Source organism: Enterobacter sp. Y17 (assembly GCF_019730495.1).
Taxonomy (GTDB): domain Bacteria; phylum Pseudomonadota; class Gammaproteobacteria; order Enterobacterales; family Enterobacteriaceae; genus Enterobacter; species Enterobacter asburiae_B.
Genome location: NZ_JAASKP010000010.1, coordinates 55,791 through 81,600, shown reverse-complemented (window position 1 = coordinate 81,600; position 25,810 = coordinate 55,791). Strand labels below are relative to the sequence as shown.

The window sequence follows — 25,810 nt, the reverse complement described above, 5'->3', positions numbered from 1 at the left end:
TGCTGACCCGGCGGCGTGTGTGCCGTTGTTCCGTGTCAGTGGAGGCGCATTATAGGGAGTTATTCCGACGTGACAAGCATAAAATACAAAAAACTTTTCGTTCGCTCACTTTTCAAACTTAACGCTTATTTATGTCGCGAATCGCCCGTTAAATGTGCGATTTCCCGCGCAAAACTGGCCACCTGCGACCAGTCGGTATAAACCACTTCTTTACGCGTATCGGTTTCACCCCCGGTCATCTTCATAATCAGGCGGATCATAAAGCGGTCATACCAGCGGTAGCGAGGGTAGCGCAGCGCGCCGGCAAAGACGGCGCACAGGTCTGGCTGCCACGGCGAGCTGAGTAAAAACTTGCGCGTGTAGCTGTTGGTCTGCGGCGTACGCTTCTCGGCTTTACGTGCGACCAGGTTGACCGAATAAAACGCACCGGGCAATTTGTTGAGCACCGCCGTGTGCTTTTTCACAAAGCGATCCAGCGCCGGATGGAAATGCCCGTAACGAATTGACGCGCCAATCACCACGCGATCGTACTCCTGCCAGGCTATCTGCTTCGCACGGTTCAGGTTCACCACATCCGAGTAAATACCCAGCTCTTTTAATTCCGACGCCAGACAGGCGGCAATCTCACGCGTTTGCCCGTCTCGCGTAGAGAAAAGAATCAATGTTTTCATCAACGGCTCCTTACTCGCGCCAGAATGTAGGGGTGAACAGCACCAGCAGCGTAAAGACCTCAAGACGACCAAACAGCATATTGGCGATGAGGATCCATTTCGCGACCGGGTTCATGCTGGCAAAGTTATCCGCCACAACGCCCAGGCCGGGCCCGAGGTTATTCAATGTTGCTACGACGGACGCAAAGGCGGAAAAATCATCCACCCCCGTCGCGATAATCGCCAGCATACTGACGATAAAGACCAGCGCATACGCCGAGAAGAATCCCCACACCGCTTCGAGGATACGTTCCGGCAGCGCGCGGTTCCCCAGCTTAATGCTGTAAACCGCGTTCGGGTGGACCAGGCGCTTCAGCTCACGGTTCCCCTGCTTAAACAGCAGCAGAATACGAATTACCTTCAGGCCACCGCCCGTAGAACCCGCACAGCCCCCAATAAATGCCGAGCATAACAGCAGCACCGGCAGGAACAGCGGCCAGCGCGCGATGCTGTCCGTGGTAAACCCGGCGGTCGTCGCCATCGATACCACCTGGAAGAACGCCTGATTTAGCGTGGTCAGCGCGGAGTTGTAGACATCATGGAACCACAGCACCAGGGTACAGATGATCACCAGCGTAAGCTGGACGCCAATGAACATGCGGAACTCCGGGTCACGCCAGTACACTTTCAGGCTGCGCCCGCTCAGTAAAGAAAAGTGCAGGCCATAGTTACAGCCTGAAATCAGCAGGAAAATGGCAATAATGGTGTTAATCGTTGGACTGTCGAAGTAGCCGACGCTGGCATCATGGGTGGAGAACCCGCCGATAGCGATCGTCGCAAAGCTGTGTCCGATGGCGTCGAAAGCGGGCATCCCGGCAAACCATAGCGCCAGCGCACAGGCCACCGTCAGTAAGACATAGATAAGCCAGAGGGTTTTCGCCGTCTCGGCAATACGCGGGCGCATTTTATTATCTTTCAGCGGCCCGGGCATTTCGGCGCGATAAAGCTGCATGCCGCCAACGCCCAGAATAGGAAGAATAGCCACTGCCAGGACGATGATCCCCATCCCCCCGAACCACTGCAGCATCTGACGATAAAAGAGAATGGCGTGCGGGAGTGAATCCAGCCCCACCAGCGTCGTCGCCCCGGTGGTTGTTAAACCGGAGAACGATTCAAAAAAGGCATCCGTAATGCTCAGGTTAGGCTGTTCAGAGAAGATAAAGGGCAGCGAACCGACGCTCCCCAGCACCGTCCAGAACAGGACCACAATCAAAAATCCTTCGCGAGATTTCAGTTCACCTTTCTGACGACGGTTTGGCCACCATAGCAGCGAGCCGATCGCCAGCGCGACAAAGAAGGTTTGGGTAAATGCCCGCCCCGCGCCGTCCCGGTAGATAAGCGCCACCAGTCCTGGGAGAATCATCGTCCCGGAAAAAAGTATGACCAGCAGTCCAACGATTCGGGTTATGGCACGAAAATGCATCTCTGCCGCTTCCTTTGGTATTCAAAAAAGTGAGGTGGGGATTATTCTTCAATCGGCAGCAATTGCAACAAACCACGACTAAAATCAGCCAGTTTTGCTGAAAAAGCAGCCAGCTCCGCCTGCGGAAGCGCCACGCGTAATTGCACCATTGCCTGGTAATCACTGTGCGCAATCACGCCGTTAAACTGCCTCAGCAGCGCCTCGATGCCGGATAACTGGGCGTAATCGCACAGTAAAGTATATTCGGTGAGCGGCGTTTTGCGGGTAGTTGTGAGCATATTCAGCGCCTGCTGAACTCCCCCGCCATAGGCTTTTACCAGCCCACCCGTGCCTAACAGGATGCCGCCGTAGTAGCGCACCACCACGGCGGTAATTTCACCCACGCCGCTGCCCATAAGCTGCGAAAGCATGGGTTTACCGGCCGTGCCCGCCGGTTCACCGTCGTCGGAAAACCCCAGCTGTTGCGAATCGTCTGGCGGTCCTGCCACCCACGCCACGCAGTGGTGACGCGCGTCAGGATGCTCAGCCCGAACGGATTCGACAAACGCCTTTGCCGCCTCTACGCCGTCGGTATGCGCCAGCAGCGTAATAAAGCGGCTTTTCTTGATTTCCTCAACAAAGGTGACCGGTTCAGCCGGTATCAGCCAGCTTTCCATCAGGCCAGCTTCAGGTCTCGCGTCATATTCTCGATACCGTTTTCGTGAACCACTACGTTATCTTCGATGCGAATACCGCCAAACGGCTTCAGCGCGTCAATTTTTTCCCAGTTGAAGTGTTTGCTGAACTGACCTTCACGCCACGGCGCCAGCAGGGATTCGATAAAGTAGATCCCCGGTTCAATCGTCAGCACCATACGCGGCTCCAGAATACGGGTGCAGCGCAGGTAAGGATATTTAGACGGTGCCGCCAGGTGCGTGCCGGTGTCATCCTGCATAAAGCCCGCAACGTCGTGAACCTGCAGGCCCAGCGGGTGGCCGATACCGTGCGGCATGAATGGCCCGGTCAGATCGTTCTCGACCATCGCTTCTTCGCTCATGTCTTTCACAATCTGATGTTTACGCAGCAGTTTTGCGATGCGCTGATGGAACTGGATGTGGTAATCCACATAGCTGGTTCCGGCCTTCATGGTGCCAATCAGCGCCAGCTGTTCATCGTTCACGTCTTTAATCAGCTGCGCGAAATCGGTATCCGCATTCGCCGCCCAGGTACGGGTCAGGTCGGCCGCGTAACCGTTGTACTCGGCGCCTGCGTCAAGCAGGAAGCTGCGCATCTCCGACGGCACGTGGTGATCCAGCTTGGTGTAGTGAAGCACGGACGCGTGCTCATTCAGCGCGACGATATTGCTGTACGGCACGTCGGTATCACGGTGGCCTGTCGCGGTCAGATAGGCCTGATTGATGTCGAACTCGCTCATCCCCGACTGGAACGCTTCGTGCGCGGCACGGTGGCCATTCACCGCCGTTTTTTGCGCTTCACGCATGCAGTAAAGTTCGTAGTCGGTTTTATACGCGCGGTAATAGTGCAGGTAATCCAGCACCCCTTTCGGATTGAGTTTGTCTGCCGGAATATCCAGACCCAGCGCACGCTCCGGAACAGGTCCAATATAGGCGATGTTGCCCCGCGCGGCAGGCAGCTGGCTGCCAATGCTGTCCGCTTTCGGCAGTGCAATCACATCAATCTCTTCCGTCCAGAAAGAGGTCGGCAGCGGTTCTACGTTGTGCCAGTAATCGACCGGCAGGTAGAACCACAGCTTCGGCTTGTTCACGCCATCCACCAGCAGCCAGCAATTTGGAACCTGAGTCACCGGCACCCAGGCTTTAAACTGCGGGTTCACCTTAAACGGATAAGCGTGGTCATCCAGAAAGGTATTCATCAGCTCGCCGGAGTGGATCAGCAGCGCATCCAGCTTAAAGCGGGCCAGTACATCGCGGGTACGTTCCTGTAGGGTAACGATATGATTTTTATAAAGCGAAGCCAGTGAGTCCATCATTCTTCCTTTCGTTTTTTTGACCTCAAGTCATCGCATCTTAGCACACCTCACTCCGGCTGCGTGATTTCCACCGACCGTGATCAATGCAGCATTTTCTTAATGAGTAATTTGCATTTTATTAACATAAATCCCACACTCCGATTCATCTGGTATGACCAGATCCAATTGCTGGATTCAGGAGACTGACATGCTCTACAAAGGCGACACCCTGTACCTCAACTGGCTGGAAGATGGCATTGCCGAACTGGTGTTCGATGCTCCCGGCTCAGTGAACAAGCTTGATACCGCGACGGTGGCCAGTCTTGGCCAGGCGCTGGATGTTCTTGAAAAACAACCTGAATTAAAAGGGCTGCTGCTGCGTTCGAACAAAGCGGCCTTTATTGTCGGTGCCGATATCACCGAGTTTCTTTCGCTGTTCCTGGTCCCGGAAGAACAGCTGAGCCAGTGGCTGCACTTTGCCAACAGCGTCTTTAATCGTCTGGAAGATCTGCCTGTCCCGACCATTTCCGCCGTTAACGGCTACGCGCTGGGCGGCGGCTGCGAATGCGTACTCGCGACCGACTACCGTCTGGCGACGCCGGACCTGCGCATCGGCCTGCCGGAAACCAGGCTGGGCATCATGCCGGGCTTTGGCGGCTCCGTGCGTATGCCGCGCATGCTGGGTGCCGACAGCGCGCTGGAGATCATTGCCGCAGGTAAAGACGTCGGCGCAGAACAGGCGCAGAAAATCGGCCTGGTCGACGGCGTCGTGAAGCCAGAGAAACTGGTTGAAGGCGCACTCGCCATTCTGCGTCAGGCCATTAACGGCGATCTCGACTGGAAAGCCAAACGCCAGCCGAAGCTGGAGCCGTTAAAACTCAGCAAGATTGAAGCCACCATGAGCTTCACCATCGCCAAAGGCATGGTGATGCAGACGGCGGGTAAACACTACCCGGCGCCGATCACGGCGGTGAAAACCATTGAAGCGGCTGCTCGTCTCGGACGCGATGAAGCGCTGAAGCTCGAAAATCAGAGCTTTGTCCCGCTGGCGCACACCAATGAAGCTCGCGCGCTGGTCGGTATCTTCCTCAACGATCAGTTCGTGAAGGGTAAAGCCAAGCAGCTGACCAAAAACGTTGAGACGCCAAAACATGCGGCGGTACTCGGCGCCGGCATTATGGGTGGCGGTATCGCTTACCAGTCCGCGTGGAAAGGCGTGCCGGTAGTGATGAAAGACATCAGCGAGAAATCCCTGACGCTGGGCATGACCGAAGCGGCCAAGCTGCTGAATAAACAGCTGGAGCGCGGAAAAATTGACGGGCTGAAGCTTGCAGGCGTGATCTCCACCATTCAGCCCGTGCTGGAATACAGCGGTTTCGACCGTGTGGACGTAGTAGTCGAAGCCGTCGTCGAGAACCCGAAAGTCAAAAAAGCGGTGCTGGCAGAAACGGAAGATAAAGTTCGTCCTGAGACCGTGCTGGCCTCTAACACCTCCACCATTCCAATCAGCGAACTGGCGAGCGTGTTGAAGCGTCCGGAAAACTTCTGCGGGATGCACTTCTTCAACCCGGTACACCGTATGCCGCTGGTCGAAGTGATCCGCGGGGAAAAAACCTCTGACGAAACCATCGCTAAAGTGGTGGCATGGGCCAGCAAGATGGGCAAAACGCCGATCGTTGTTAACGACTGCCCGGGCTTCTTCGTCAACCGCGTGCTGTTCCCTTACTTCGCCGGCTTCAGCCAGCTGCTGCGCGACGGTGCGGACTTCCGCAAAATCGATAAAGTGATGGAGAAACAGTTCGGCTGGCCAATGGGCCCGGCGTATCTGCTGGACGTGGTCGGCATTGATACCGCTCACCACGCTCAGGCGGTGATGGCGGCAGGCTTCCCGCAGCGTATGCAGAAAGATTATCGCGACGCCATTGACGCTCTGTTCGACGCTAACCGCTTCGGCCAGAAAAACGGCCTGGGCTTCTGGCGCTATAAAGAAGACAACAAAGGCAAACCGAAGAAAGAAGAAGATGCCGTGGTGGATGGCCTGCTGGCCAACGTTAGCCAGCCAAAACGCGACTTCACCGACGATGAAATCATCGCCCGCATGATGATCCCGATGATCAACGAAGTGGTGCGTTGCCTCGAAGAAGGCATCATCGCCAGCCCGGCAGAAGCCGACATGGCGCTGGTGTACGGCCTGGGCTTCCCTCCGTTCCACGGCGGCGCGTTCCGCTGGCTGGACACGCTCGGCAGCGCCCGCTATCTCGATATGGCTCAGCAGTATCAGCACCTCGGCCCGCTTTATGAGGTGCCGGAAGGGCTGCGTAACAAAGCGCGCCATAACGAACCCTACTATCCAGCAGTTGAGCCAGCCCGTCCGGTTGGCGAGCTGAAAACGGCTTAAGGAGTCACAATGGAAAAGGTTGTCATTGTTGATGCGATTCGCACCCCGATGGGCCGTTCTAAAGGCGGTGCATTCCGTAACGTGCGTGCGGAAGACCTCTCCGCGCATCTGATGCGTAGCCTGCTGGCGCGTAACCCAGCGCTGGATCCTGCTGCGCTGGACGATATCTACTGGGGCTGCGTGCAGCAGACCCTGGAGCAAGGTTTCAACATCGCCCGTAACGCGTCGCTGCTGGCGGAGATCCCGCACTCGGTTCCGGCCGTCACCGTGAACCGTCTGTGCGGTTCGTCAATGCAGGCGCTGCACGACGCGGCGCGCATGATCATGACCGGCGATGCGCAGGCCTGCCTGGTGGGCGGCGTTGAGCACATGGGCCACGTGCCGATGAGCCACGGGGTCGATTTCCACCCAGGCATGAGCCGTAACGTGGCGAAAGCCGCGGGGATGATGGGCCTGACCGCCGAGATGCTCTCTCGTCTGCACGGCATCAGCCGTGAAATGCAGGATGCCTTTGCCGCGCGCTCTCACGCTCGCGCATGGGCGGCGACGCAGTCCGGTGCCTTTAAGAATGAGATCATCCCGACCGGCGGCCACGACGCAGACGGCGTACTGAAGCAGTTCAGCTACGACGAAGTCATCCGCCCGGAAACCACCGTAGAAGCGCTTTCTACCCTGCGCCCTGCGTTTGATCCGGTCACCGGTACGGTAACGGCAGGTACTTCGTCGGCGCTGTCCGACGGTGCCGCCGCGATGCTGGTGATGAGCGAAAGCCGTGCCCGCGAGCTGGGCTTAACGCCTCGCGCACGGGTACGTTCGATGGCGGTCGTGGGCTGCGATCCTTCAATCATGGGTTACGGCCCGGTTCCGGCCTCGAAGCTGGCGCTGAAAAAAGCGGGATTAACCGCCAGCGACATCGACCTGTTTGAAATGAACGAAGCGTTCGCCGCGCAGATCCTGCCGTGCATTAAAGATCTGGGGCTGATGGAGCAGATCGACGAGAAGATTAACCTCAACGGCGGCGCGATCGCCCTCGGCCACCCGCTGGGCTGCTCCGGGGCGCGTATCAGCACGACGCTTATCAACCTGATGGAACGCAAAGATGCCCAGTTTGGTCTGGCAACGATGTGTATCGGGCTGGGTCAGGGTATCGCGACGGTGTTTGAGAGAGTGTAAATCAGGAAAAGTATCTCAAAGCCAATGGCGCCAGAACAAGGCGGCAAGCGAGCGAATCCCGATGAGCTTACTCAAGTAAGTGATTCGGGTGAACGAGCGCAGCCAACGCAGTTATGGCGTCATTGGCGAAGAGAGACAGTTTAGTTGCCGTTCTTCCCGCCTGTCAGGGGCGGGTTTTTTATTTAAATGAAGGCAAACGCATCGCCAAACAGGCGGTCTTCACGCGCGTCACGTTCGTTGCAGAACAGGTCGCGGGCAATTTTCGCCATCTCAAAACGGCCAGCAATGTAGATATCGTGCCCTGCCAGCGTGCCGTGATCCTGCAGTACCGCCGTCAGCACCGTCCCGCTACGACCACGCCAGCCCTCTTCCGGCTGCTCAACTACCGGCTCAATGCGCAGGTTAGGATGGGTTACGCTCAGCGCTTCCAGCTCAGACAGGTCGTACAAATGTTTCTCTTCGCGGCCACCCCAGTAAATGGTGATGTCGCGGTCAGGGTTACGCGCCAGTGCGGTCAACAGAATAGAGCGCACGTACGAGAAGCCCGTACCACCCGCGATCAGGATCAGCGGACGGTCTTCGTCATCGCGCAGCCACGCATCACCGTGCGGAATATCCACCACGATTTCACGTTCCTTCAGGATCCGATCCATCACCGCCATCGCATACAGGTTAAGCTCTGACGCACCAATATGAAGCTCAATAAATTCCTGCTCCGCTGGCGTTGAGGCCATAGAGAAAGGACGCTTATCACGCTCATCCATCACAACCATCAGGTACTGACCCGCGCGGAAAGAGAATGGCGCTTCAGGCACTAAACGGACGCGATATACGGTGTCGGTGATGGCATCTACCGAGGTCACTTTACAGCTTAAGGTTGTCATTCGCTCTCTCTGTCGGGAAGTCTATAGGGCTTAACGGTTAGCTCAGGGTTTACCGTTATTCATTATGGCCAGCTCGTCCCAGATCGCGTCAATTCGCGCGGTCACTGCAGGATCTTTTTTGATCGGGCGACCCCATTCACGGTCGGTTTCGCCAGGCCATTTATTTGTGGCATCCAGTCCCATCTTTGAGCCAAGGCCGGAAACCGGCGAGGCAAAATCCAGGTAATCTATCGGCGTGTTTTCGACTAACACCGTATCGCGCGCCGGGTCCATTCGCGTGGTAATGGCCCAGATTACGTCATTCCAGTCGCGGGCGTTAACGTCATCATCGCAGACAATAACAAATTTGGTATACATAAACTGGCGCAGGAAAGACCATACGCCCATCATTACGCGTTTAGCATGACCAGGATACTGCTTCTTCATCGTGACCACCGCCATGCGATACGAGCATCCTTCAGGCGGCAGATAAAAATCAACAATTTCCGGGAACTGCTTTTGCAGGATCGGCACAAACACTTCATTCAGCGCCACGCCCAGCACCGCCGGTTCATCCGGTGGACGTCCGGTATACGTGGAGTGATAAATCGCATCTTCACGCTGCGTAATGTGCGTCACGGTAAACACAGGGAAGTTATCCACTTCGTTGTAATAGCCGGTGTGGTCGCCGTAAGGGCCTTCTGGCGCCATTTCACCCTGCTCAAGGTAACCTTCCAGCACAATTTCCGCACTGGCCGGAACTTCGAGATCGTTAGAGATACACTTCACGACTTCGGTTTTCGTTCCGCGCAGCAGGCCTGCAAATGCATATTCAGAGAGCGTATCCGGCACCGGCGTGACGGCTCCCAGAATGGTGGCCGGATCGGCGCCTAAGGCGACAGACACCGGGAAACGCTCCCCCGGATGCGCAGCGCACCACTCCTGGAAATCCAGCGCGCCGCCGCGATGCGACAGCCAGCGCATGATGAGTTTATTCTTGCCAATCAACTGCTGGCGGTAAATACCGAGGTTTTGCCGCTCTTTGTGCGGGCCGCGCGTAACGGTCAGCCCCCAGGTGATAAGCGGAGCGGCATCTTCAGGCCAGCACTGCATGATGGGGATTTTAGTCAGATCAACCGCATCGCCTTCGAGCACTTTCTGCTGGCACGGCGCACCGCGCAGGCGTTTGGTGGGCATGTTCAGCACCTGCTTAAACTGCGGCAGCTTGTCGAACAGATCGCGGAAGCCTTTCGGTGGCTCCGGCTCTTTCAGAAACGCCAGCAGTTTACCGACTTCACGCAGCGCAGAGACGTCTTCCTGCCCCATTCCCAGTGCAACACGACGCGGTGTACCAAACAGGTTGCACAGCACCGGCATGGAGTAACCTTTCGGATTTTCAAACAGTAATGCGGGGCCACCGGCACGCAGGGTGCGGTCAGCAATTTCTGTCATCTCCAGATAAGGATCGACAGGAAGTGTAATACGTTTGAGTTCACCCTGCTTTTCCAGCAGCGTCAGGAAGTCGCGGAGATCGTGGTATTTCATGCAGTTAATCATGGCCTCTCTGTAAGCGCTTCATTATACGGCGTAAGCCTGCTTGATGCTGTAATTTTGTTAAATAAGCGTGAACTTATGCGTTCTGTTCCATTTTCCCCCATTATAATCAACTTAGCGATCCCGCCAGGGTTTTGATATGCTTGCGCCCCGAACTAAGGGAAAGAGTGATTATGCAGGCCTGGTATTTACTGTATTGCAAACGCGGGCAACTTCAGCGCGCGCAGGAACATCTTGAACGTCAGTCTGTAAATTGCCTGACACCCGTGATCACGCTTGAAAAAATGCAGCGCGGGAAGCGCACAACCGTCAGTGAGCCGTTGTTCCCGAACTACCTGTTTGTGGAGTTCGACCCGGAAGTCATCCACACCACCACCATCAGCGCAACGCGCGGCGTCAGCCACTTCGTTCGTTTTGGTGCCCACCCGGCAACGGTTCCGTCGACGGTCATTCATCAGCTGTCAATTTATCAACAACCTGAAGGGATCACCGACCCCGAAACCCCTTACAGCGGCGATAGCGTCGTGATTACCGAAGGCGCTTTCGAAGGCCTGCAGGCGATTTTTGCCGAGCCGGACGGGGAAGCGCGCTCTATGCTGTTGCTCAATCTGCTGAACAAGCAGGTGCTGCAGAGCGTTAAAAACACCGACTTCCGCAAGCTTTAAACGTTTATCCCGAACAGATTACGCACGTTGTCATCCGTCTGCGCCGAAAGCCAGTGCGGATCCTCTCCGCGCCACTTCGCGACGCTCTCAACAATGTGCCCCAGATACGCGGGCTCATTTCGCCGCGATGCCGGTTTGGGTTTCATGTCGCGCGGTAGCAGATAAGGCGCATCGGTTTCGAGGAGCAGCCGGTCAGCCGGGATTACCGGCAATAGCTCACGAAGTTCAAGCCCGCGACGCTCATCGCACACCCAGCCGGTAATACCCAGATAAAGCCCTCGCGCCAGGCAATCCAGCGCTTCCTGCCGTGAACCGGTGAAACAGTGCAATACCGCGCCGGGCAGTTTCTCCAGCCACGGATCCAGAAGTGCCAGGAAACGCTCATGCGCGTCGCGGCAGTGCATAAATACGGGCATTCCAAGCTCTGCCGCCAGCGCAAGCTGGGCAGTAAACGCCTTTTCCTGCTCTTCAGGCGTGGAAAAGTTACGGTTGAAATCGAGACCGCATTCGCCGATCGCCACAACGTCTGGCGTCTTCGCCAGCCTGTACAGGATGTCGTCACTTTCCGCGGTCCACTGGCTGCTGTCGTGAGGATGCACGCCAGCAGTAGACCAACAGCGATCGTATCGTTGCGCCAGCTGCTGCGCCTGCTCGCTCTCATGCAGGTTGGTGCCCGTCAGCAGCAGTCCTTTCACCCCGGCGGCAAAAGCGCGCGCAACCACCTCATCACGATCTTTCGCAAACTGCGAGCTGGTCAGGTTGAGTCCGATATCAAACATGCAAATCCCCATATAACAACCGCCCTGACGGGCGGCTGGTTTTACTCTTCAGTGGTCTTGTCGGACGTATCGTCTTCGTCATCCGCTCGACGTCCTTTACCCACGTAGAAACGCGAGAAGAAAACGCCGACCTCAAACAGACAGTACATCGGTATGGCCAGCAGCGTCTGCGAGAACACATCCGGCGGTGTCAGCAGCATGCCAACAACAAATGCGCCCACAAGGATATACGGACGCTTCTTACGCAGGTCATCCGGGGTCGTTACTCCTACCCAGCAGAGCAGCACAATAGCCACCGGCACTTCGAATGCCACGCCAAACGCCATAAACAGCGCCATCACAAAGCTGAGGTAGCTGGCGATATCCGTCGACACCTGGACCCCTTCCGGCGCGGTATGCGTCAGGAAGCCGAAGGCCAGCGGGAAGACAACGAAATAGGCAAACGCCATGCCGATATAGAACAGCAGCGAGCTGGACACCAGCAGCGGGATCACCAGCTTGCGTTCATGCTTATACAGCGCGGGCGCCACAAACGCCCACACCTGGTAAAGAATGACAGGTGCAGAAGCAATCAACGACACCCAGAAGGTCAGCTTGATGGGGGTAAAGAACGGCGAAGCAACGTCTGTTGCAATCATCGTTGCGCCCAGCGGCATCTGCTTGATCAGCGGCGCAGAGACCACCTGATAGATATCGTTGGCAAAATAGACCAGGCACAGGAATATAAGTAAAACCGCAATAATGCAGTTTAACAGGCGCTTACGCAGCTCAATGAGGTGCGTAATCAGCGGTTGAGTATCATCTACTGCCATGTTTACGCTTTATCACTCGACGAGGGGGATGATTCGGAAACGGACGCAGCGGGCTTCACTTCCGCCGTTTTTGCTACCGGCTCTTCCGGCTGCGCCTGTTTTTTCACTTCGGTTTCCTGCGGCGTCTGTTCTGGCGCGGCAGCCTGATGTTCAGCGCTGGCAGGCGTTACGCCCTCGCGCTGCTCCTCGCTGCCCTTCACCACCGGGTTATGGATGGTGTTCGCTTCATCGCTCGCTTTTTCAGGATCGTTAACGCTATAGGAGCGCTTCATCGATTCTGCCGCTTCGCGCAGCTCATCCATTGACGCTTTCAGTTCCGGCGTCAGGTTATCCATGCTCGCCTTCTCGACCTTTTTCAGGCTTTCCTGAAATTCCTGCAGCTTAAGTTCCTGCGCCAGTTCATTCTGAACGGTCGATGCCAGCGATCTCAGCGCACGAACCCAGCCCGCAACGGTTTTCACTGCCACCGGCAGACGCTGCGGCCCCAGCACAATCAGGCCAATCACAAAGACCAGCAGGAGCTCACTAAAACCAATGTCGAACACGACTTACACCTGCTCTTTATCGTGGCGTTTAGCGTCTTCCTTTTTGGCTTCTTCTTGCTTGTCGGCGATGGATTTAGCAGTAAAGTCAGCGTCCTGGCTGGTTTTATCCTGCTTGCTCTCATCATCGCTCATCGCTTTCTTGAAGCCTTTGATAGACGCGCCCAGATCGGAACCAATAGAACCGAGCTTTTTGGTGCCAAACAGCAGCACGACGATGACGGCAATGATCAACAATTGCCAGATACTGATACCACCCATACATGTTCCTCAGGGATAGATGATTAAAGAGTCAGGCCGCATTATACGTATGCGACCCGTCGATAGCGACGCACGCTCAGCGCGTTTTTCGCCAGCCTGTTAGCCAGACTACCACTCCGCCAGCCATCAGCCAGGCGGGCATCATCTGCCAGTCCGGACGGTTGATCAGCAGCAGCGTACCGCTCAGCAGCAGCGTTGCGCCAATCCCAAAGAGATAGCGTGACTGTCCCTGGCGAACACGGCTGGACTGAAGTTCGCGGGCGATTTTATCCATGCTGTGCTGAAGGTTCTTGCTCTGACGCAAACTGTCATAAACCAGTTCAGGAATTTCAGGCATTTTTTCTATCCAGAACGGGCCTTTCTCTTTCAGCGAGCGCACCAGCGCCGGAATGCCAACCTGATCCTTAATCCAGGATTCAAGGAAAGGTTTCGCGGTCTTCCACAAGTCTAACTGAGGATAGAGCTGTCGGCCTACACCCTCAACGTAAAGTAATGTTTTCTGGAGTAAAACTAGCTGTGGCTGAACTTCCATATTAAAGCGGCGAGCCGTGTTGAACAGGTTTAACAGCACATGCCCAAAGGAAATTTCCGCCAGCGGTTTTTCAAAAATAGGTTCACAAACGGTCCGGATCGCGAACTCGAACTCTTCGACGTTGGTGTCCGGCGGCACCCAGCCGGAATCGACGTGCAGCTCGGCCACCTTACGGTAGTCGCGGTTGAAGAACGCGATGAAGTTCTCAGCCAGATACCGTTTATCTTCCTTGTTCAGCGACCCCACAATCCCGCAGTCGATACCGATATACTTCGGATCCTCAGGATGCTCGTAGCTTACGAAGATATTGCCCGGATGCATGTCCGCATGGAAAAAGCTGTCGCGGAACACCTGGGTAAAGAAGACCTGTACGCCACGTTCAGCCAGGAGCTTCATGTTCGTTCCCTGTTTCTCCAGGGCCACCACATCCGAAACCGGAATACCGTAGATACGCTCCATCACCATCATGTTCTGGCTGCAGTAGTCAGAATAGACTTCAGGTACATAGAGCATCGGGCTGTTTTCAAAGTTGCGACGCAGCTGAATGGCATTCGCCGATTCACGCAGCAGGTTAAGCTCATCAATCAGCGTTTTTTCATATTCCCGCACCACTTCCAGTGGACGAAGGCGACGCCCGTCCGGCAGCAGGCGTGGCACCCAGCGCGCCAGCCGATAAATCAGCTTCATGTCCGCTTTGATGACTGGCAGGATGTCCGGACGAATGACTTTAATAACGACTTCTTTGCCGTTTTCTTTCAGACGCGCGGTGTGCACCTGCGCGATAGAGGCCGATGCCAGTGGCTTAATGTCGAAATCGTCAAACCAGGTCTCGACGGGGACATTTCCCATCGCCTCTTCAATTTGCTTTTTCGCGCGCGCGCCGTCAAACGGTGCGACGCGATCCTGCAGCATCGCAAGCTCATCGGCAATCAGAGGCGGGAAGAGATCGCGGCGGGTCGACAGCATCTGTCCGAATTTAATCCAAACCGGGCCGAGCTCCTGCAGCGCCAGGCGCAGACGCTCACCCAGCGGTTGACCTTTATGGCGATTGGGCATCCAGAAGAGCATCCGCCGCCAGATACGAAGCGGCAGCGTGATACGCATTTTGGGGATAAGCTCGTCGAGCCCGTAGCTCAAAAAGGTGCGAATAATAAAATAGAGGCGCCGAATTTCACCAGGCGTCATTTGCCCTCCAGTTTTTCCAGCCGTTTGGTTAACGCATCAACCGCACGTTCAACAGCAGCGGTCTCTTCCGCAAACCATGCAACTTCCAGTGGCCCGGGCGCCATTCGCCACTCCTCAGTCAGCACTTCCGCCGCATAGCGTTGCTGGCGCTGAAGGTTTTTACGCGCAAAGGAGGCGCCGCCATGAAGGACTTTCCCGATGCCTTCGGCGGCAATGTCGCCGATAAAAGGCGCGAGCAGCTCTGCCGGGTCGAACTCCGCCAGATCGGTGAGCGCAACGAAGTTCTGCACGACCTGAATGTCGCCTTCCACTTCCAGCTCACCGCTGCGGATAAGCGCCGTTAATTGCTGGCGATCGCGCAGTTTTGGCAGCACGCTCATGTGCGTGATGACCGAGCAGTCGGCTTCACCTTCCCACGCCCCCAGAACGTCAAGCTGGCGTTCGCTGAATACCAGCACAAGCGGCGTCGAGAACTCTTTTAAAACAATACGTAATACCTTTCCGTTAAGCCGCTGACGTGCAGCTTTCAGCGCAGGGGCGCGATACAGAAAAGCGTTCAGTACATTCTCGATGCCTGCGGAGACTAAGGGTTTAAAGGGCACGGGACACCTCCACTCAGAATTTGTAACCGCGATGCAGCGCGACGACACCCGCCGTCAGGTTGAAATATTCAACGTTCTCAAATTCCGCGTCCTGCATCATGGCTTTTAATGTGTCCTGATCCGGGTGCATACGGATAGATTCCGCCAGATAGCGGTAGCTTTCAGCGTCGTTAGCCACCAGCTCACCAATACGCGGCAGCACGTGGAAGGAATAGGCGTCGTAGGCTTTGCTCAGCGGCTCAATGATCGGTTTAGAGAACTCGAGCACCAGCAGACGTCCACCCGGCTTCAGCACGCGGTACATGGAGCGCAGCGCTTTTTCTTTATCGGTCACGTTACGCAGACCGAAAGAGATCGTGATGCAGTCAAAAGTATTGTCCGGGAATGGCAGCGCTTCAGCATTTGCCTGTACATACTCCACATTCCCCACCACGCCGATGTTACGCAGCTTTTCGCGTCCCATTTTCAGCATGGAGTCATTAATATCGGCGAGAACTACGCGACCGGTTTCGCCCACCAGACGGGAGAATTTCGCGGTTAAATCGCCCGTGCCACCGGCTAAATCCAGCACCGTTTGTCCACGACGTACGCCGCTGCAGTCAATGGTGAAGCGCTTCCACAAGCGATGAATGCCGAACGACATCAGGTCATTCATCACATCGTACTTCGCCGCCACGGAATGAAATACGTGGGCCACCATGTCAGCTTTCTGCGCTTTGGCGACAGTCTGAAAGCCAAAGTGCGTTGTGTCTTGTGAATCGTCAGCCATCTCAGAGCCTGCTTATCAGTAAAATGTTCGTGAAGTGTAACAGATTGGGCGCGTTTGCCCTACGTTTCAACCACCGCAAATGAAACGCGCTGGAGTCTCGTCTGGTGACAAATCCGCCGCTAACGTGTTGTCTTCACTGTTTGTATTTTGTTCATCAGAACCTTCTCGCAGGCGAAATTCGTCGTCCTGGGCGGTGGCCTGTTCGACCAATTCCGGATTAATCTCGCGTTTAACCTCAACCCCCAGGCTGCGGAATGATTCAGCCTGTGCCAGCAGATTGCCGCGTCCGGAGGCGAGTTTTTTCATCGCCTGGCGGTAGTTATCCTGCGCACGATCCAGGCTCTGACCGACTGAAGACATGTCGTCCACGAAGAGGCGCATTTTGTCGTACAGCTTGCTGGCGCGATCGGCAATCTGCTGCGCGTTGCGGCTCTGGTGCTCATAGCGCCACAGGTTCGCAATGGTGCGTAACGCCACCAGCAGCGTGGTGGGGCTGACCAGCATAATGTTATTTTTGAGCGCTTCGGTGATAAGTTCAGGCTGTCTGTCGAGTGCCAGCAGGAACGCGGGTTCTACCGGGATGAACATCAGGACATAGTCCAGCGAGCGCAGACCCGGCAGCTGCTGGTAGTCTTTTCTGCCAAGCAGGCGAATATGATTACGCACGGAGGCAATGTGCTCCTGCAGCGCAGACTCGCGGGTGTAGTCATCGTCCGCATTAAAGTAGCGTTCATACGCCACCAGCGTCATTTTGGCGTCAATCACCACATCTTTACCCTGCGGCAACCGCACAATCACATCCGGCTGCATGCGAGAGCGGGCATCGTTTTCGATACTCACCTGCGTTTCGTATTCGTATCCTTCGCGCAGACCAGAGGCCTCCAGCACGCGGGTCAGCACCACTTCTCCCCAGTTGCCCTGGGTTTTGTTATCCCCTTTCAGCGCGCGGGTCAGGTTGACCGCTTCCTGCGCCATTTGCGCATTCAGCTGCTGAAGATTGCGAATCTCATGCGCCAGCGTGTGTCGCTCGCGGGCTTCCTGACCAAAGCTGTCCTGCACCTGACGACGAAAACCGTCCAGCTGTTCGCGCAGCGGCGTCAGCAGGCTGTTCAGGCTCTGGCGGTTCTGTTCGTCAACGCGGCGGTTGCTGTGCTCAAAAATTCGGTTGGCGAGGTTCTCAAACTGTTCGCTGAGGCGCTGCTCGCTGTTGATCATCTGGCGGATTTTGTCTTCCGCATGCAGCTGGGTGGATTCAAGGCGGGTAGTGACTTCGCGGAGATCGGCCTCCAGCGAGGTGTTAATGTCTCGCAGGTTACGCAGCTCGTTGTTGAGCAGTTCGCACTCGTCGCGCCAGTGTTCGCTCAAAGCAAGCTGCTGTTTTGTCGCGCTTAAATCGGCGACCATCTCTTCTCGCTCGGCCAGCTGGTCGGCCTTCTGCTGCGCATGCTGGTAGCTGGAAATCAGCCAGCCAATCCCTAAGCCCACCAGCGCAATCACCGCGTAAATCAGGATCGAGATATCCACAATGCCCCCTGCATCAACGTATTACCCGCACAAAATAGAATTGTGCTGTATAAACGTCCAGTTTGAAAGGGTTTTCCTGCGAGGCGCTACGCAAAAAATAAAGGCCGAACGCGTCGGCCTTTGATTTCAGAAGAGAGGATTAGATCAGGCGACGCGCTGCTTCCACCACGATTTTCACTGCATGACTTTCGGTCTGCTTCATGGTTTCGGCGTTCGGGATCTCCTGCTGGGTGCGGTTGACGATAACGCCCGCCACCATACCGGCACGCAGACCCTGGCTTGCGCACATGGTCAGCAGCGTTGCGGATTCCATTTCGTAGTTCATCACGCCCATGGACTGCCACTCTTCCATTGAGCCTTTGAAACGGCTAACCACGCGGCCTGAGAAGGTGTCGTAACGCTCCTGGCCCGGGTAGAAGGTGTCGGAAGAGGCGGTGACGCCCACGTGGGTGGTCGCGCCCACGGATTTCGCGGCTTCAACCAGCGCGGTGGTGCATTCGAAATCAGCCACTGCCGGGAACTCCATCGGAGCAAAATGCAGGCTTGCGCCGTCCAGACGAACGGACGCGGTCGTGACCAGCACGTCTCCGACGTTGATGTGTGGCTGGATAGCGCCAGTGGTACCAATACGCAGGAAAGTACGGATGCCCAGCTGTGCCAGCTCTTCAACAGCAATAGACGTAGACGGACCACCAATACCGGTAGAGCACACGATCACCGCTTTGCCATCCAGCTCTGCGCGCCAGGTGGTGAACTCACGATGGGCAGCCAGCTTGACCGGCTTATCCATCAGCGCGGCGATCTTTTCCACACGCTCAGGATCGCCAGGGACGATAGCGAGCGTAGCCCCTTGTAAATCGTTTTTGGTGAGGCCGAGATGAAAAACATCAGACTTAGACATAGGTGACTCCTCTGTGGGTCGGTTAGTCAGAAGAAGTAAAACGGTACTTTACAGAAGCAGTAAGCATATTTTCGTGACACACCTCACCATGAATGAAAATGATTACATTGAATTTCCATAAAAAAGTGATTCACATCACATTAACAAGTTATAACGCCAGGTGCTGCACAAAAGATAGACCGTTTAAGGCACTGTGAGTTGTTAACCTGGTGTCTATATTTACCTTTGCGCTAACTCATTGGTACGGAGAATGCCATGACTGAAAAAACCGGTTTTGCACCTGCTGCGGCCCCACATGCTTCAACCATCGTGTCGACGCCAGAAGCGGCAATTACCGCGGGCGAGACCTCCATTCCCTCGCAGGGGGAGAATATGCCTGCTTATCACGCACGGCCAAAATCGGCAGACGGTCCGCTGCCCATCGTGATTGTGATTCAGGAGATATTTGGTGTTCACGAACACATTCGCGACCTCTGCCGCCGACTGGCGCTGGAAGGGTATCTGGCCGTTGCGCCAGAGCTTTACTTCCGTCAGGGCGATCCGAACGACTACAGCGATATTCCAACACTGCTCAGCAACCTGGTCAGTAAAGTCCCGGACGCGCAGGTGCTGGCCGATCTCGACCACGTCGCCAGCTGGGCGGCGCGCAACGGCGGCGATCCGCATCGTCTGCTGGTCACGGGTTTCTGCTGGGGTGGACGCATTAGCTGGCTGTATGCCGCGCATAACCCGCAGCTCAAAGCCGCTGTCGCCTGGTACGGCAAACTGGTGGGTGAAAAAACGCTGAATTCACCGAAACATCCCGTCGATATCGCCACGGAGCTAAACGCCCCCGTGTTAGGGCTATACGGCGGTCAGGACACCGGTATTTCTCTGGATTCGGTAGAGACCATGCGCCATGCGCTCCGTGCGGCCAATGCGAAGGCAGAGATCGTGGTGTATCCGGATGCCGGGCACGCGTTTAACGCCGATTATCGTCCGAGCTATCACGCAGAATCAGCCAAAGATGGCTGGCAAAGAATGCTGGCGTGGTTTAGCCAGTACGGCGGTAAGAAAGCGTAATAAAAAAAGCCCGGTGGCGGCTATGCCTTACCGGGCCTACGCATCATCAAGCCTGACGCAAGTTTTGCGCCGCCTTCACCATGTTCGCCAGCGCCGCGCGCGTCTCCGGCCAGCCGCGGGTTTTCAGTCCGCAGTCCGGGTTCACCCACAGGCGCTCTGCCGGAATGCGCTGGGCCGCTTTTTTCAGCAGGGCTTCAATCCACTCCACGCTCGGCACGTTCGGGGAGTGAATGTCGTACACGCCCGGCCCGATTTCATTCGGGTAGTCGAACTCTTCAAACGACTCCAGCAGCTCCATGTCTGAACGCGAGGTCTCGATGGTGATCACGTCGGCATCCAGCGCGGCAATCGAATCCATGATGTCGTTGAATTCGCAGTAACACATGTGGGTGTGGATCTGGGTGTCGTCCTTCGCCACCGCGGCGTTGATGCGGAACGCCTCCACGCCCCACTGCAGGTAGGCATCCCAGTCGCTGCGGCGCAGCGGCAAGCCTTCGCGCAGGGCCGGTTCGTCAATCTGAATAATGCCAATGCCTGCCGCTTCCAGATCCGCCACCTCATCACGCAGCGCCAGGGCGATCTGTTTGGCGATGGTTTCACGAGTCACGTCTTCACGCGGGAACGACCAGCAGAGAATGGTCACCGGACCGGTCAGCATCCCTTTTACCGGTTTATCGGTCAGGGACTGGGCATACTTCGCCCACTCCACGGTAATCGCTTCCGGGCGGCTGACGTCACCGATAACCACCGGCGGCTTCACGCAGCGGGAGCCGTAGCTCTGCACCCAGCCGTTCTGGGTAAAGACAAAGCCGTCCAGGTGCTCACCGAAGTATTCCACCATGTCGTTACGCTCGGCCTCGCCGTGCACCAGCACGTCCAGCCCCAGGCGTTCCTGCTCGATAATCGCCTGCTTGATGTGTTCCGCGATGCCGGTGCGGTAGTGATTCGCATCCAGATTGCCCTTCTTGAAGTCCAGACGCAGGCCGCGGATCTCCGTAGTCTGCGGGAAAGAGCCGATCGTCGTTGTTGGCCACGCGGGCAGGTTGAAGCGGGCGCGCTGCGCTTCGGCGCGCACCTCGTACGGGCTCTGGCGCTGGCTGTCCCGGGCGGTGATGGCCGCCAGGCGTTTTTCCACCGCCGGGTTGTGCACGCGCGCCGAGTGACGACGCGCCTGGATCGGGGCGCTCCATTCGGTAATCGCCGCCGTTTCGCCGCTGTTCAGCGCGTCGCGCAGCAGCGTCAGCTCTTCACATTTTTGTAGGGCGAAGGCAAACCAGCTTTTCACCTCGGCATCCAGACGGGTCTCTACGTTCAGATCGATCGGGCTGTGCAGCAGCGAACAGGACGAGGCCACCCACAGCTCACGTTTGCCGACGATGTCTTTGATTTGCGCGTATTTCTCGGTGAGATCGGCGCGCCAGACGTTACGGCCGTTGATCAGACCAGCGGAGAGCAGCCAGTCCGCTGGCAAACGCTTGTGCAGCTCCGCCACATCATCTTTACCGTGTACGAGGTCAACGTGCAGGCCCTGAACCGGCAGCGCGGTAATGGTCTTCAGGTTCGGCGTCACGCCTTCAAAATAGGTCGTCAGCAGGAGTTTTACCTGACCGGTGAGCGCGTCATACGCCGGTTTTAAGGCATCGAGCCAATCCTGCGGCAGCTCAAGCACCAGCGCCGGTTCGTCGATTTGCACCCACTGAATGCCGCGTTTGCCCAGCTCACTCAGCACCTGTTTGTAGACCGGCAGAATATCCTTCAGCAGGCTGAGTCGGTCAAACGGCTCGCCCTTTACTTTGCCCAGCCACAGGTACGTTACCGGCCCGACCAGCACCGGCTTCACCTGGTGGCCCAGCGCCAGCGCTTCATCCACTTCGTCCAGAAGCTGCGTCCAGGCCAGCCTGAACTGCTGACCTTTGACGAACTCCGGCACCATATAGTGATAGTTGGTGTTAAACCACTTGGTCATTTCCGCCGCTGCCGCTGGCTCACCCGTCGGCGCGCGGCCACGGCCGATGCGGAACAGGGTATCGATATCTACCGATCCATCTTTGTTCTGATGACGAGCCGGCACGTTGCCAAGCAGCAGGCTGGTCGTCAGAACATGGTCGTACCAGGCGAAATCGCCCACCGGCAGCAGGTCAATGCCCGCCTGTTTTTGCTGATCCCAGTGGCGGGCGCGCAGCTCGCGTCCTGCCGCCAGCAGTTCTTCGCGGGTGGCATTACCCGCCCAGTAGCTTTCTTGCGCTTTTTTCAGCTCGCGACGCAGGCCGACGCGAGGGAAACCGAGAGTGTGATTGCGGATTGTCATGGTGTGCCCCTTGTGAAATTCGTTATTTAGACGTCCAGATGTTTACACTTCTATAATTGGCAGGTACTGTATATTCCTCAAGCGCAATATGTTCATGGCGAAGTGAAGGACTTTCATGATCGAGATTAAACACCTGAAAACGCTACAAGCGTTGCGGAACTGCGGTTCGCTCGCGGCGGCTGCGGCCACGCTGCACCAGACCCAGTCCGCCCTTTCTCACCAGTTCAGCGATCTGGAACAACGCCTCGGCTTCCGTCTTTTTGTGCGTAAGAGCCAGCCGCTACGCTTTACGCCGCAGGGTGAAATTCTTCTTCAGCTGGCGAATCAGGTACTGCCGCAAATCGCGAGCGCGCTGCAGGCGTGTAACGAACCGCAGCAGACCAAACTGCGCATCGCCATTGAGTGCCACAGCTGTATTCAGTGGCTGACCCCCGCGCTTGAGAACTTCCGCCAGAAGTGGCCGCAGGTGGAGATGGACTTCAAATCCGGCGTGACCTTTGACCCGCAGCCGTCGCTGCAGCAGGGCGAGCTGGATCTGGTCATGACCTCTGATATCCTGCCGCGCAGCGGCCTGCACTATTCGCCGATGTTTGATTATGAAGTGCGCCTGGTGCTGGCGCCGGATCACCCGCTGGCCGCCAAAACGCGCATCACGCCGGAAGACCTGGCGACAGAGACGCTGCTGATTTATCCGGTGCAGCGCAGCCGCCTGGATATCTGGCGCCACTTCCTGCAGCCGGCAGGCATTAGCCCGCAGCTGAAAAGCGTGGATAACACCCTGCTGCTGATTCAGATGGTGGCGGCCAGAATGGGTATCGCGGCGCTGCCGCACTGGGTGGTGGAGAGTTTTGAACGCCAGGGTCTGGTGCAGACCAAAACCCTGGGTGAAGGACTGTGGAGCCGACTGTACGCCGCCGTGCGCGATGGCGAGCAGCGTCAGCCGATTACGGAGGCGTTTATTCGCTCAGCGCGGAACCACGCGTGCGACCATCTTCCGTTTGTGCGGAGCGCGGAGCGACCCATCGGCGATGGACCCACAGCGAAGCCAGGATCACCGCTCCCCCAATAAGGAAGCTCGGCCAGTGCGGCTGTTGCTGCCAGATGGCGAGATTGACCAGCAGCCCTGCCGGGACATGCACGTTATTCATGATCCCCAGCGTACCGGCGTCTACCTGCGTAGCGCCGTAGTTCCACATGAAGTATCCCAGCCCTGACGCCACTACGCCCAGCCAGACCAGAACGCCCCACTGCACGGCGGTGGTCGGCAGTTTTTGCGGGTTGCCGAGCATAAACCACGCCGCCACCGCGACAATCGCGGCGCCCATATAGAACCAAGCAAACGCGTTATGCTGCGGCATCGGACGGGTTTCCATCAGGCGTTTGTAGCCCACCATGCCGATGGCGAAGCTGATGTTGGCGAGCTGGACGAACATCAGTCCGGTCCAGAAGTGATCGCTGACTTTGTCATAGCGAATAATCGCCGCGCCGATCACCGCCAGCGCGGCGCTCAGCAGGTATCCCCAGCGCAGACGGCGTCTGCTGAGCAGGTCGTAAATCAGCGTGATATAGAGCGGCGTCAGCACGGTAAAGAGCAGGAATTCAGAGACGGACAGGTAGACGTAGGCCCGGAAGCTGAACAAATACATGATGCCGAGCTGCATCGCCCCCACCAGCATATACAGCACAATCGTTTTCAGCGATTGCCCGCGCTTGCGCAGAAACGGCAGGAAAACCAGCGCCGCCAGCCCCACGCGCATCAGCACCGAGAAGTAGCTGTCGACCGAACCGGCAAGGTATTCGCCAATCAGGCTAAAGGAGAAGGCCCACAGGATAGTGGTGATAATGAGTAGCGCCACAATGCTTGTCTCTCAGAAAGAAGGAGAGGCATTGTAGCGAACTCTTTAGTTGACAACTGAGCAATAAACAACCAAATGAAGATTATTCAAGGAACAGTTTGCGCAGATACTTCGGTACCGCGTTGTCAGCGTTAGAACCAATCACTTCCAGCTCAGGGTGCAGATCCTTCAGACGCTGGTGCGCGTTCTGCATGATGCAGCCCTTGCCCGCCATCGAAAGCATCTCGGCGTCGTTCATGCCGTCACCGAAGGCGATACAGTCTTTCAGCCCGAAGCCCAGACGTTTCGCAACGGCTTCCAGCGCGTGACCTTTAGAGACGCCACCCGCCATCACTTCCAGACAGGTCAGGGTTGAGAAGCTCACGTTGACGCGATCGCCCCAGCGGGCGTTGATCGCCTGTTCAAGCGGGAGCAGCTCTTCGTGGCTGTCACAGGTGAAGAACACCTTGCTGATCCCTTCCGGCTCCAGCAGGCCCGGTTCGTAGAGGGAGTAGTTGAATACCGCTTCCTTGAAGAAACGCATTTCATCCGGGCGGTGGCGGTTCATGAACCAGTCGTCGTCGCGGTAAACGTTAGTGACGATAGCCGGGTTGTTATGCACCACGCCGAACAGATCGGCGGCAATATCGCGATCCAGATTGTGGGTAAAGATCAGGTTGCCGTCGGTATCATGCACGCGCGCACCGTTGGAGGTGATCATGTACGATTTGATCTCAAGATTATCGCGGATCTGCCCCACATCCACGTGGTGGCGGCCGGTGGCGAACACAAAGTTCACGCCACGGGCAGTCAGGAGTTTTAAGGTCTCTTTCGCATAAGGCGACAGGGTGTGGTCGGGGGAAAGCAGCGTGCCATCTAAATCAGATGCAACAACCTGGTACATAGGGATTTCAACCTCTGGTGGAAAACAAGAATCAATTATGCCTGTTGAAAAATTCAACAATGGCGTTAAGCGCGACTGAGCGCATAGCGTCCTTTTCAAAAAGGATCTCATGGAACGCGCCGTTAATGACCAGCGGTTTACCCCCTTCACAGGGGTGACCGGCTGCAGCGCGCAGTTCACAATAGCGGTCATGCATGCGGTTATCCACCACACGCTCTTCTTCCGCCTGGATCAGAAGCGTCGGCGTGTCATCATCGCCTACGCCCGCCAGCACCTGCTCACCGGCCAGAATCCCCTCCCGCACCCAGTGCCAGGTCGGGCCGCCGACGCGCAAGCGCGGTTCATCGGCATAAAAGCGCAGGTTGCGGCGATAACGCTGCCGGCTGTGGGTTAAGACGTTGATGGCGAACGGCAGCGCGCGCCAGCGTCCTGTGCCAATGGCGTAACCTTCACGAATGCGCTGATGGCCCTCAGCCCAGTCAAGAAGATGGCGCACCATCCAGTCAGGAAAACGGATGACGATACCGTACATCGGCGCGGTGAGCGCAATGGCGTCGCACTGGTGCGCGTAACGCTGCAAAAACAGCGTCGAAATGGCGCCGCCCATGGAGTGCGCAAGAATATACCGCTTGCGCCAGGGACCGGGCTGAACGTCCTGCTGCCAGAACGCGGCAAAATCGTCGACGTAATCGCTGAAGCGATCGACGTGCCCACGGTGCGTGTCCGGCAGCATACGTCCGGACAGCCCCTGTCCACGATGGTCGATGATCAGGACATCGAACCCCATATGGACCAGGTCATAGGCCAGCTCGGCGTATTTAACGTAGCTTTCAATACGCCCAGGGCAGACCACAATCACCCGGTCATTTTTTTCATTTCGGAAACGAACGAAACGCACCGGGACGCCCCCGATGCCCGTAAACTCATCTTCCTCACGCTGCCGCCAGAAATCGGTCAGCGGCCCCATAGAGAAAGCAGCAAAAGCGTTTTCTCGTGTTTCCCAGTCCTTTTTCTGCTGAAACATTGGGTTTCCACTCAC

Annotated in this window: 24 protein-coding genes; 5 read left to right on the top strand and 19 right to left on the bottom strand. The window is 56.6% G+C overall.

What is annotated here, in order from left to right; translation table 11 throughout:
- Window positions 1–125 precede the first annotated feature (125 nt).
- The 4 genes from hemG to pepQ are packed head-to-tail and all read right to left on the bottom strand — an operon-like array spanning window position 126 to window position 4,120.
- Entirely contained in the window at window positions 126–671 is a 546-nt protein-coding gene (hemG, locus tag HCH49_RS21925) for a menaquinone-dependent protoporphyrinogen IX dehydrogenase (RefSeq protein ID WP_221703338.1), read from the bottom strand.
- Between the two features lie 10 nt (window positions 672–681).
- Window positions 682–2,133 carry a Trk system potassium transporter TrkH gene (gene trkH / locus HCH49_RS21920; protein ID WP_023309600.1) on the bottom strand — a complete coding sequence of 484 codons (1,452 nt, stop codon included), beginning with the start codon at window positions 2,131–2,133 and terminating at the stop codon, window positions 682–684.
- A gap of 41 nt (window positions 2,134–2,174) precedes the next feature.
- The gene (locus tag HCH49_RS21915) at window positions 2,175–2,789 is read right to left on the bottom strand and encodes an IMPACT family protein (protein WP_221703337.1); all 615 of its coding nucleotides are present in this window, start codon (window positions 2,787–2,789) and stop codon (window positions 2,175–2,177) included.
- Complete coding sequence (gene pepQ, locus HCH49_RS21910) at window positions 2,789–4,120, bottom strand: Xaa-Pro dipeptidase (protein WP_221703339.1); 1,332 nt, start codon at window positions 4,118–4,120, stop codon at window positions 2,789–2,791. Before pepQ ends, HCH49_RS21915 begins: the two co-directional genes overlap by 1 nt.
- 190 nt (window positions 4,121–4,310) lie before the next feature.
- Between pepQ and fadB the strand changes: the two genes are divergently transcribed.
- The gene (gene fadB / locus HCH49_RS21905; RefSeq protein WP_221703336.1) at window positions 4,311–6,500 is read left to right on the top strand and encodes a fatty acid oxidation complex subunit alpha FadB; all 2,190 of its coding nucleotides are present in this window, start codon (window positions 4,311–4,313) and stop codon (window positions 6,498–6,500) included.
- 9 nt (window positions 6,501–6,509) lie between these two features.
- The gene (gene fadA / locus HCH49_RS21900) at window positions 6,510–7,673 is read left to right on the top strand and encodes an acetyl-CoA C-acyltransferase FadA (protein ID WP_008501515.1); all 1,164 of its coding nucleotides are present in this window, start codon (window positions 6,510–6,512) and stop codon (window positions 7,671–7,673) included.
- Window positions 7,674–7,855: 182 nt separating this feature from the next.
- Here the strand turns inward: fadA and fre are convergent, their stop codons facing one another.
- Window positions 7,856–8,557, bottom strand: a complete 702-nt coding sequence (fre, locus tag HCH49_RS21895) for an NAD(P)H-flavin reductase (RefSeq protein WP_008501516.1) — start codon at window positions 8,555–8,557, stop codon at window positions 7,856–7,858.
- Window positions 8,558–8,599: 42 nt separating this feature from the next.
- Window positions 8,600–10,090: a 4-hydroxy-3-polyprenylbenzoate decarboxylase gene (ubiD, locus tag HCH49_RS21890; protein WP_161496003.1), complete on the bottom strand. Its 1,491-nt coding sequence runs from the start codon at window positions 10,088–10,090 to the stop codon at window positions 8,600–8,602.
- A gap of 173 nt (window positions 10,091–10,263) precedes the next feature.
- On the opposite strand from ubiD, the gene rfaH reads away from it, so the two are divergent.
- Window positions 10,264–10,755: a transcription/translation regulatory transformer protein RfaH gene (rfaH, locus tag HCH49_RS21885; RefSeq protein ID WP_033146887.1), complete on the top strand. Its 492-nt coding sequence runs from the start codon at window positions 10,264–10,266 to the stop codon at window positions 10,753–10,755.
- Here the strand turns inward: rfaH and tatD are convergent.
- The 9 genes from tatD to udp all read right to left on the bottom strand — a co-directional run bounded on the left by tatD (window position 10,752) and on the right by udp (window position 18,662).
- Complete coding sequence (gene tatD, locus HCH49_RS21880; protein WP_221703335.1) at window positions 10,752–11,534, bottom strand: 3'-5' ssDNA/RNA exonuclease TatD; 783 nt, start codon at window positions 11,532–11,534, stop codon at window positions 10,752–10,754. The two genes, rfaH and tatD, sit on opposite strands and share 4 nt — an antisense overlap.
- A 41-nt stretch (window positions 11,535–11,575) precedes the next feature.
- Window positions 11,576–12,346, bottom strand: coding sequence for a Sec-independent protein translocase subunit TatC (tatC, locus tag HCH49_RS21875; RefSeq protein WP_023309607.1), 771 nt, complete (start codon window positions 12,344–12,346; stop codon window positions 11,576–11,578).
- Between the two features lie 2 nt (window positions 12,347–12,348).
- Entirely contained in the window at window positions 12,349–12,891 is a 543-nt protein-coding gene (gene tatB / locus HCH49_RS21870; protein ID WP_047059130.1) for a Sec-independent protein translocase protein TatB, read from the bottom strand.
- Window positions 12,892–12,894: 3 nt separating this feature from the next.
- Complete coding sequence (gene tatA / locus HCH49_RS21865; protein WP_024908000.1) at window positions 12,895–13,149, bottom strand: Sec-independent protein translocase subunit TatA; 255 nt, start codon at window positions 13,147–13,149, stop codon at window positions 12,895–12,897.
- Window positions 13,150–13,225: 76 nt separating this feature from the next.
- Entirely contained in the window at window positions 13,226–14,866 is a 1,641-nt protein-coding gene (gene ubiB / locus HCH49_RS21860) for a ubiquinone biosynthesis regulatory protein kinase UbiB (RefSeq protein ID WP_213730194.1), read from the bottom strand.
- Window positions 14,863–15,468, bottom strand: a complete 606-nt coding sequence (ubiJ, locus tag HCH49_RS21855) for a ubiquinone biosynthesis protein UbiJ (RefSeq protein WP_039264246.1) — start codon at window positions 15,466–15,468, stop codon at window positions 14,863–14,865. Before ubiJ ends, ubiB begins: the two co-directional genes overlap by 4 nt.
- A 13-nt stretch (window positions 15,469–15,481) precedes the next feature.
- Window positions 15,482–16,237: a bifunctional demethylmenaquinone methyltransferase/2-methoxy-6-polyprenyl-1,4-benzoquinol methylase UbiE gene (gene ubiE / locus HCH49_RS21850; protein ID WP_023309612.1), complete on the bottom strand. Its 756-nt coding sequence runs from the start codon at window positions 16,235–16,237 to the stop codon at window positions 15,482–15,484.
- A 66-nt stretch (window positions 16,238–16,303) separates the two neighbouring features.
- The gene (gene rmuC / locus HCH49_RS21845) at window positions 16,304–17,761 is read right to left on the bottom strand and encodes a DNA recombination protein RmuC (RefSeq protein ID WP_221703334.1); all 1,458 of its coding nucleotides are present in this window, start codon (window positions 17,759–17,761) and stop codon (window positions 16,304–16,306) included.
- 139 nt (window positions 17,762–17,900) lie between these two features.
- The gene (udp, locus tag HCH49_RS21840; protein WP_003860792.1) at window positions 17,901–18,662 is read right to left on the bottom strand and encodes a uridine phosphorylase; all 762 of its coding nucleotides are present in this window, start codon (window positions 18,660–18,662) and stop codon (window positions 17,901–17,903) included.
- A 255-nt stretch (window positions 18,663–18,917) separates the two neighbouring features.
- On the opposite strand from udp, the gene HCH49_RS21835 reads away from it, so the two are divergent.
- Window positions 18,918–19,724, top strand: a complete 807-nt coding sequence (locus HCH49_RS21835) for a dienelactone hydrolase family protein (protein WP_023333795.1) — start codon at window positions 18,918–18,920, stop codon at window positions 19,722–19,724.
- Between the two features lie 46 nt (window positions 19,725–19,770).
- Here the strand turns inward: HCH49_RS21835 and metE are convergent, their stop codons facing one another.
- Window positions 19,771–22,032, bottom strand: coding sequence for a 5-methyltetrahydropteroyltriglutamate--homocysteine S-methyltransferase (metE, locus tag HCH49_RS21830; protein WP_221703333.1), 2,262 nt, complete (start codon window positions 22,030–22,032; stop codon window positions 19,771–19,773).
- A 115-nt stretch (window positions 22,033–22,147) separates the two neighbouring features.
- Here metE and metR point away from each other — a divergent pair, with 115 nt between their 5' ends.
- Window positions 22,148–23,101 carry an HTH-type transcriptional regulator MetR gene (gene metR, locus HCH49_RS21825; protein ID WP_023309616.1) on the top strand — a complete coding sequence of 318 codons (954 nt, stop codon included), beginning with the start codon at window positions 22,148–22,150 and terminating at the stop codon, window positions 23,099–23,101.
- Here the strand turns inward: metR and HCH49_RS21820 are convergent.
- The 3 genes from HCH49_RS21820 to pldB all read right to left on the bottom strand — a co-directional run bounded on the left by HCH49_RS21820 (window position 22,989) and on the right by pldB (window position 25,795).
- Window positions 22,989–23,888 (bottom strand): carboxylate/amino acid/amine transporter, encoded by a 900-nt coding sequence (locus HCH49_RS21820; protein ID WP_064673083.1) that lies wholly within the window; start codon window positions 23,886–23,888, stop codon window positions 22,989–22,991. The genes metR and HCH49_RS21820 overlap by 113 nt on opposite strands.
- 82 nt (window positions 23,889–23,970) lie before the next feature.
- On the bottom strand, window positions 23,971–24,771 hold the full coding sequence (gene yigL / locus HCH49_RS21815) for a sugar/pyridoxal phosphate phosphatase YigL (RefSeq protein WP_029741831.1): 801 nt from the start codon (window positions 24,769–24,771) through the stop codon (window positions 23,971–23,973).
- A 31-nt stretch (window positions 24,772–24,802) separates the two neighbouring features.
- Window positions 24,803–25,795: a lysophospholipase L2 gene (pldB, locus tag HCH49_RS21810; protein ID WP_033146896.1), complete on the bottom strand. Its 993-nt coding sequence runs from the start codon at window positions 25,793–25,795 to the stop codon at window positions 24,803–24,805.
- Window positions 25,796–25,810: the final 15 nt, after the last annotated feature.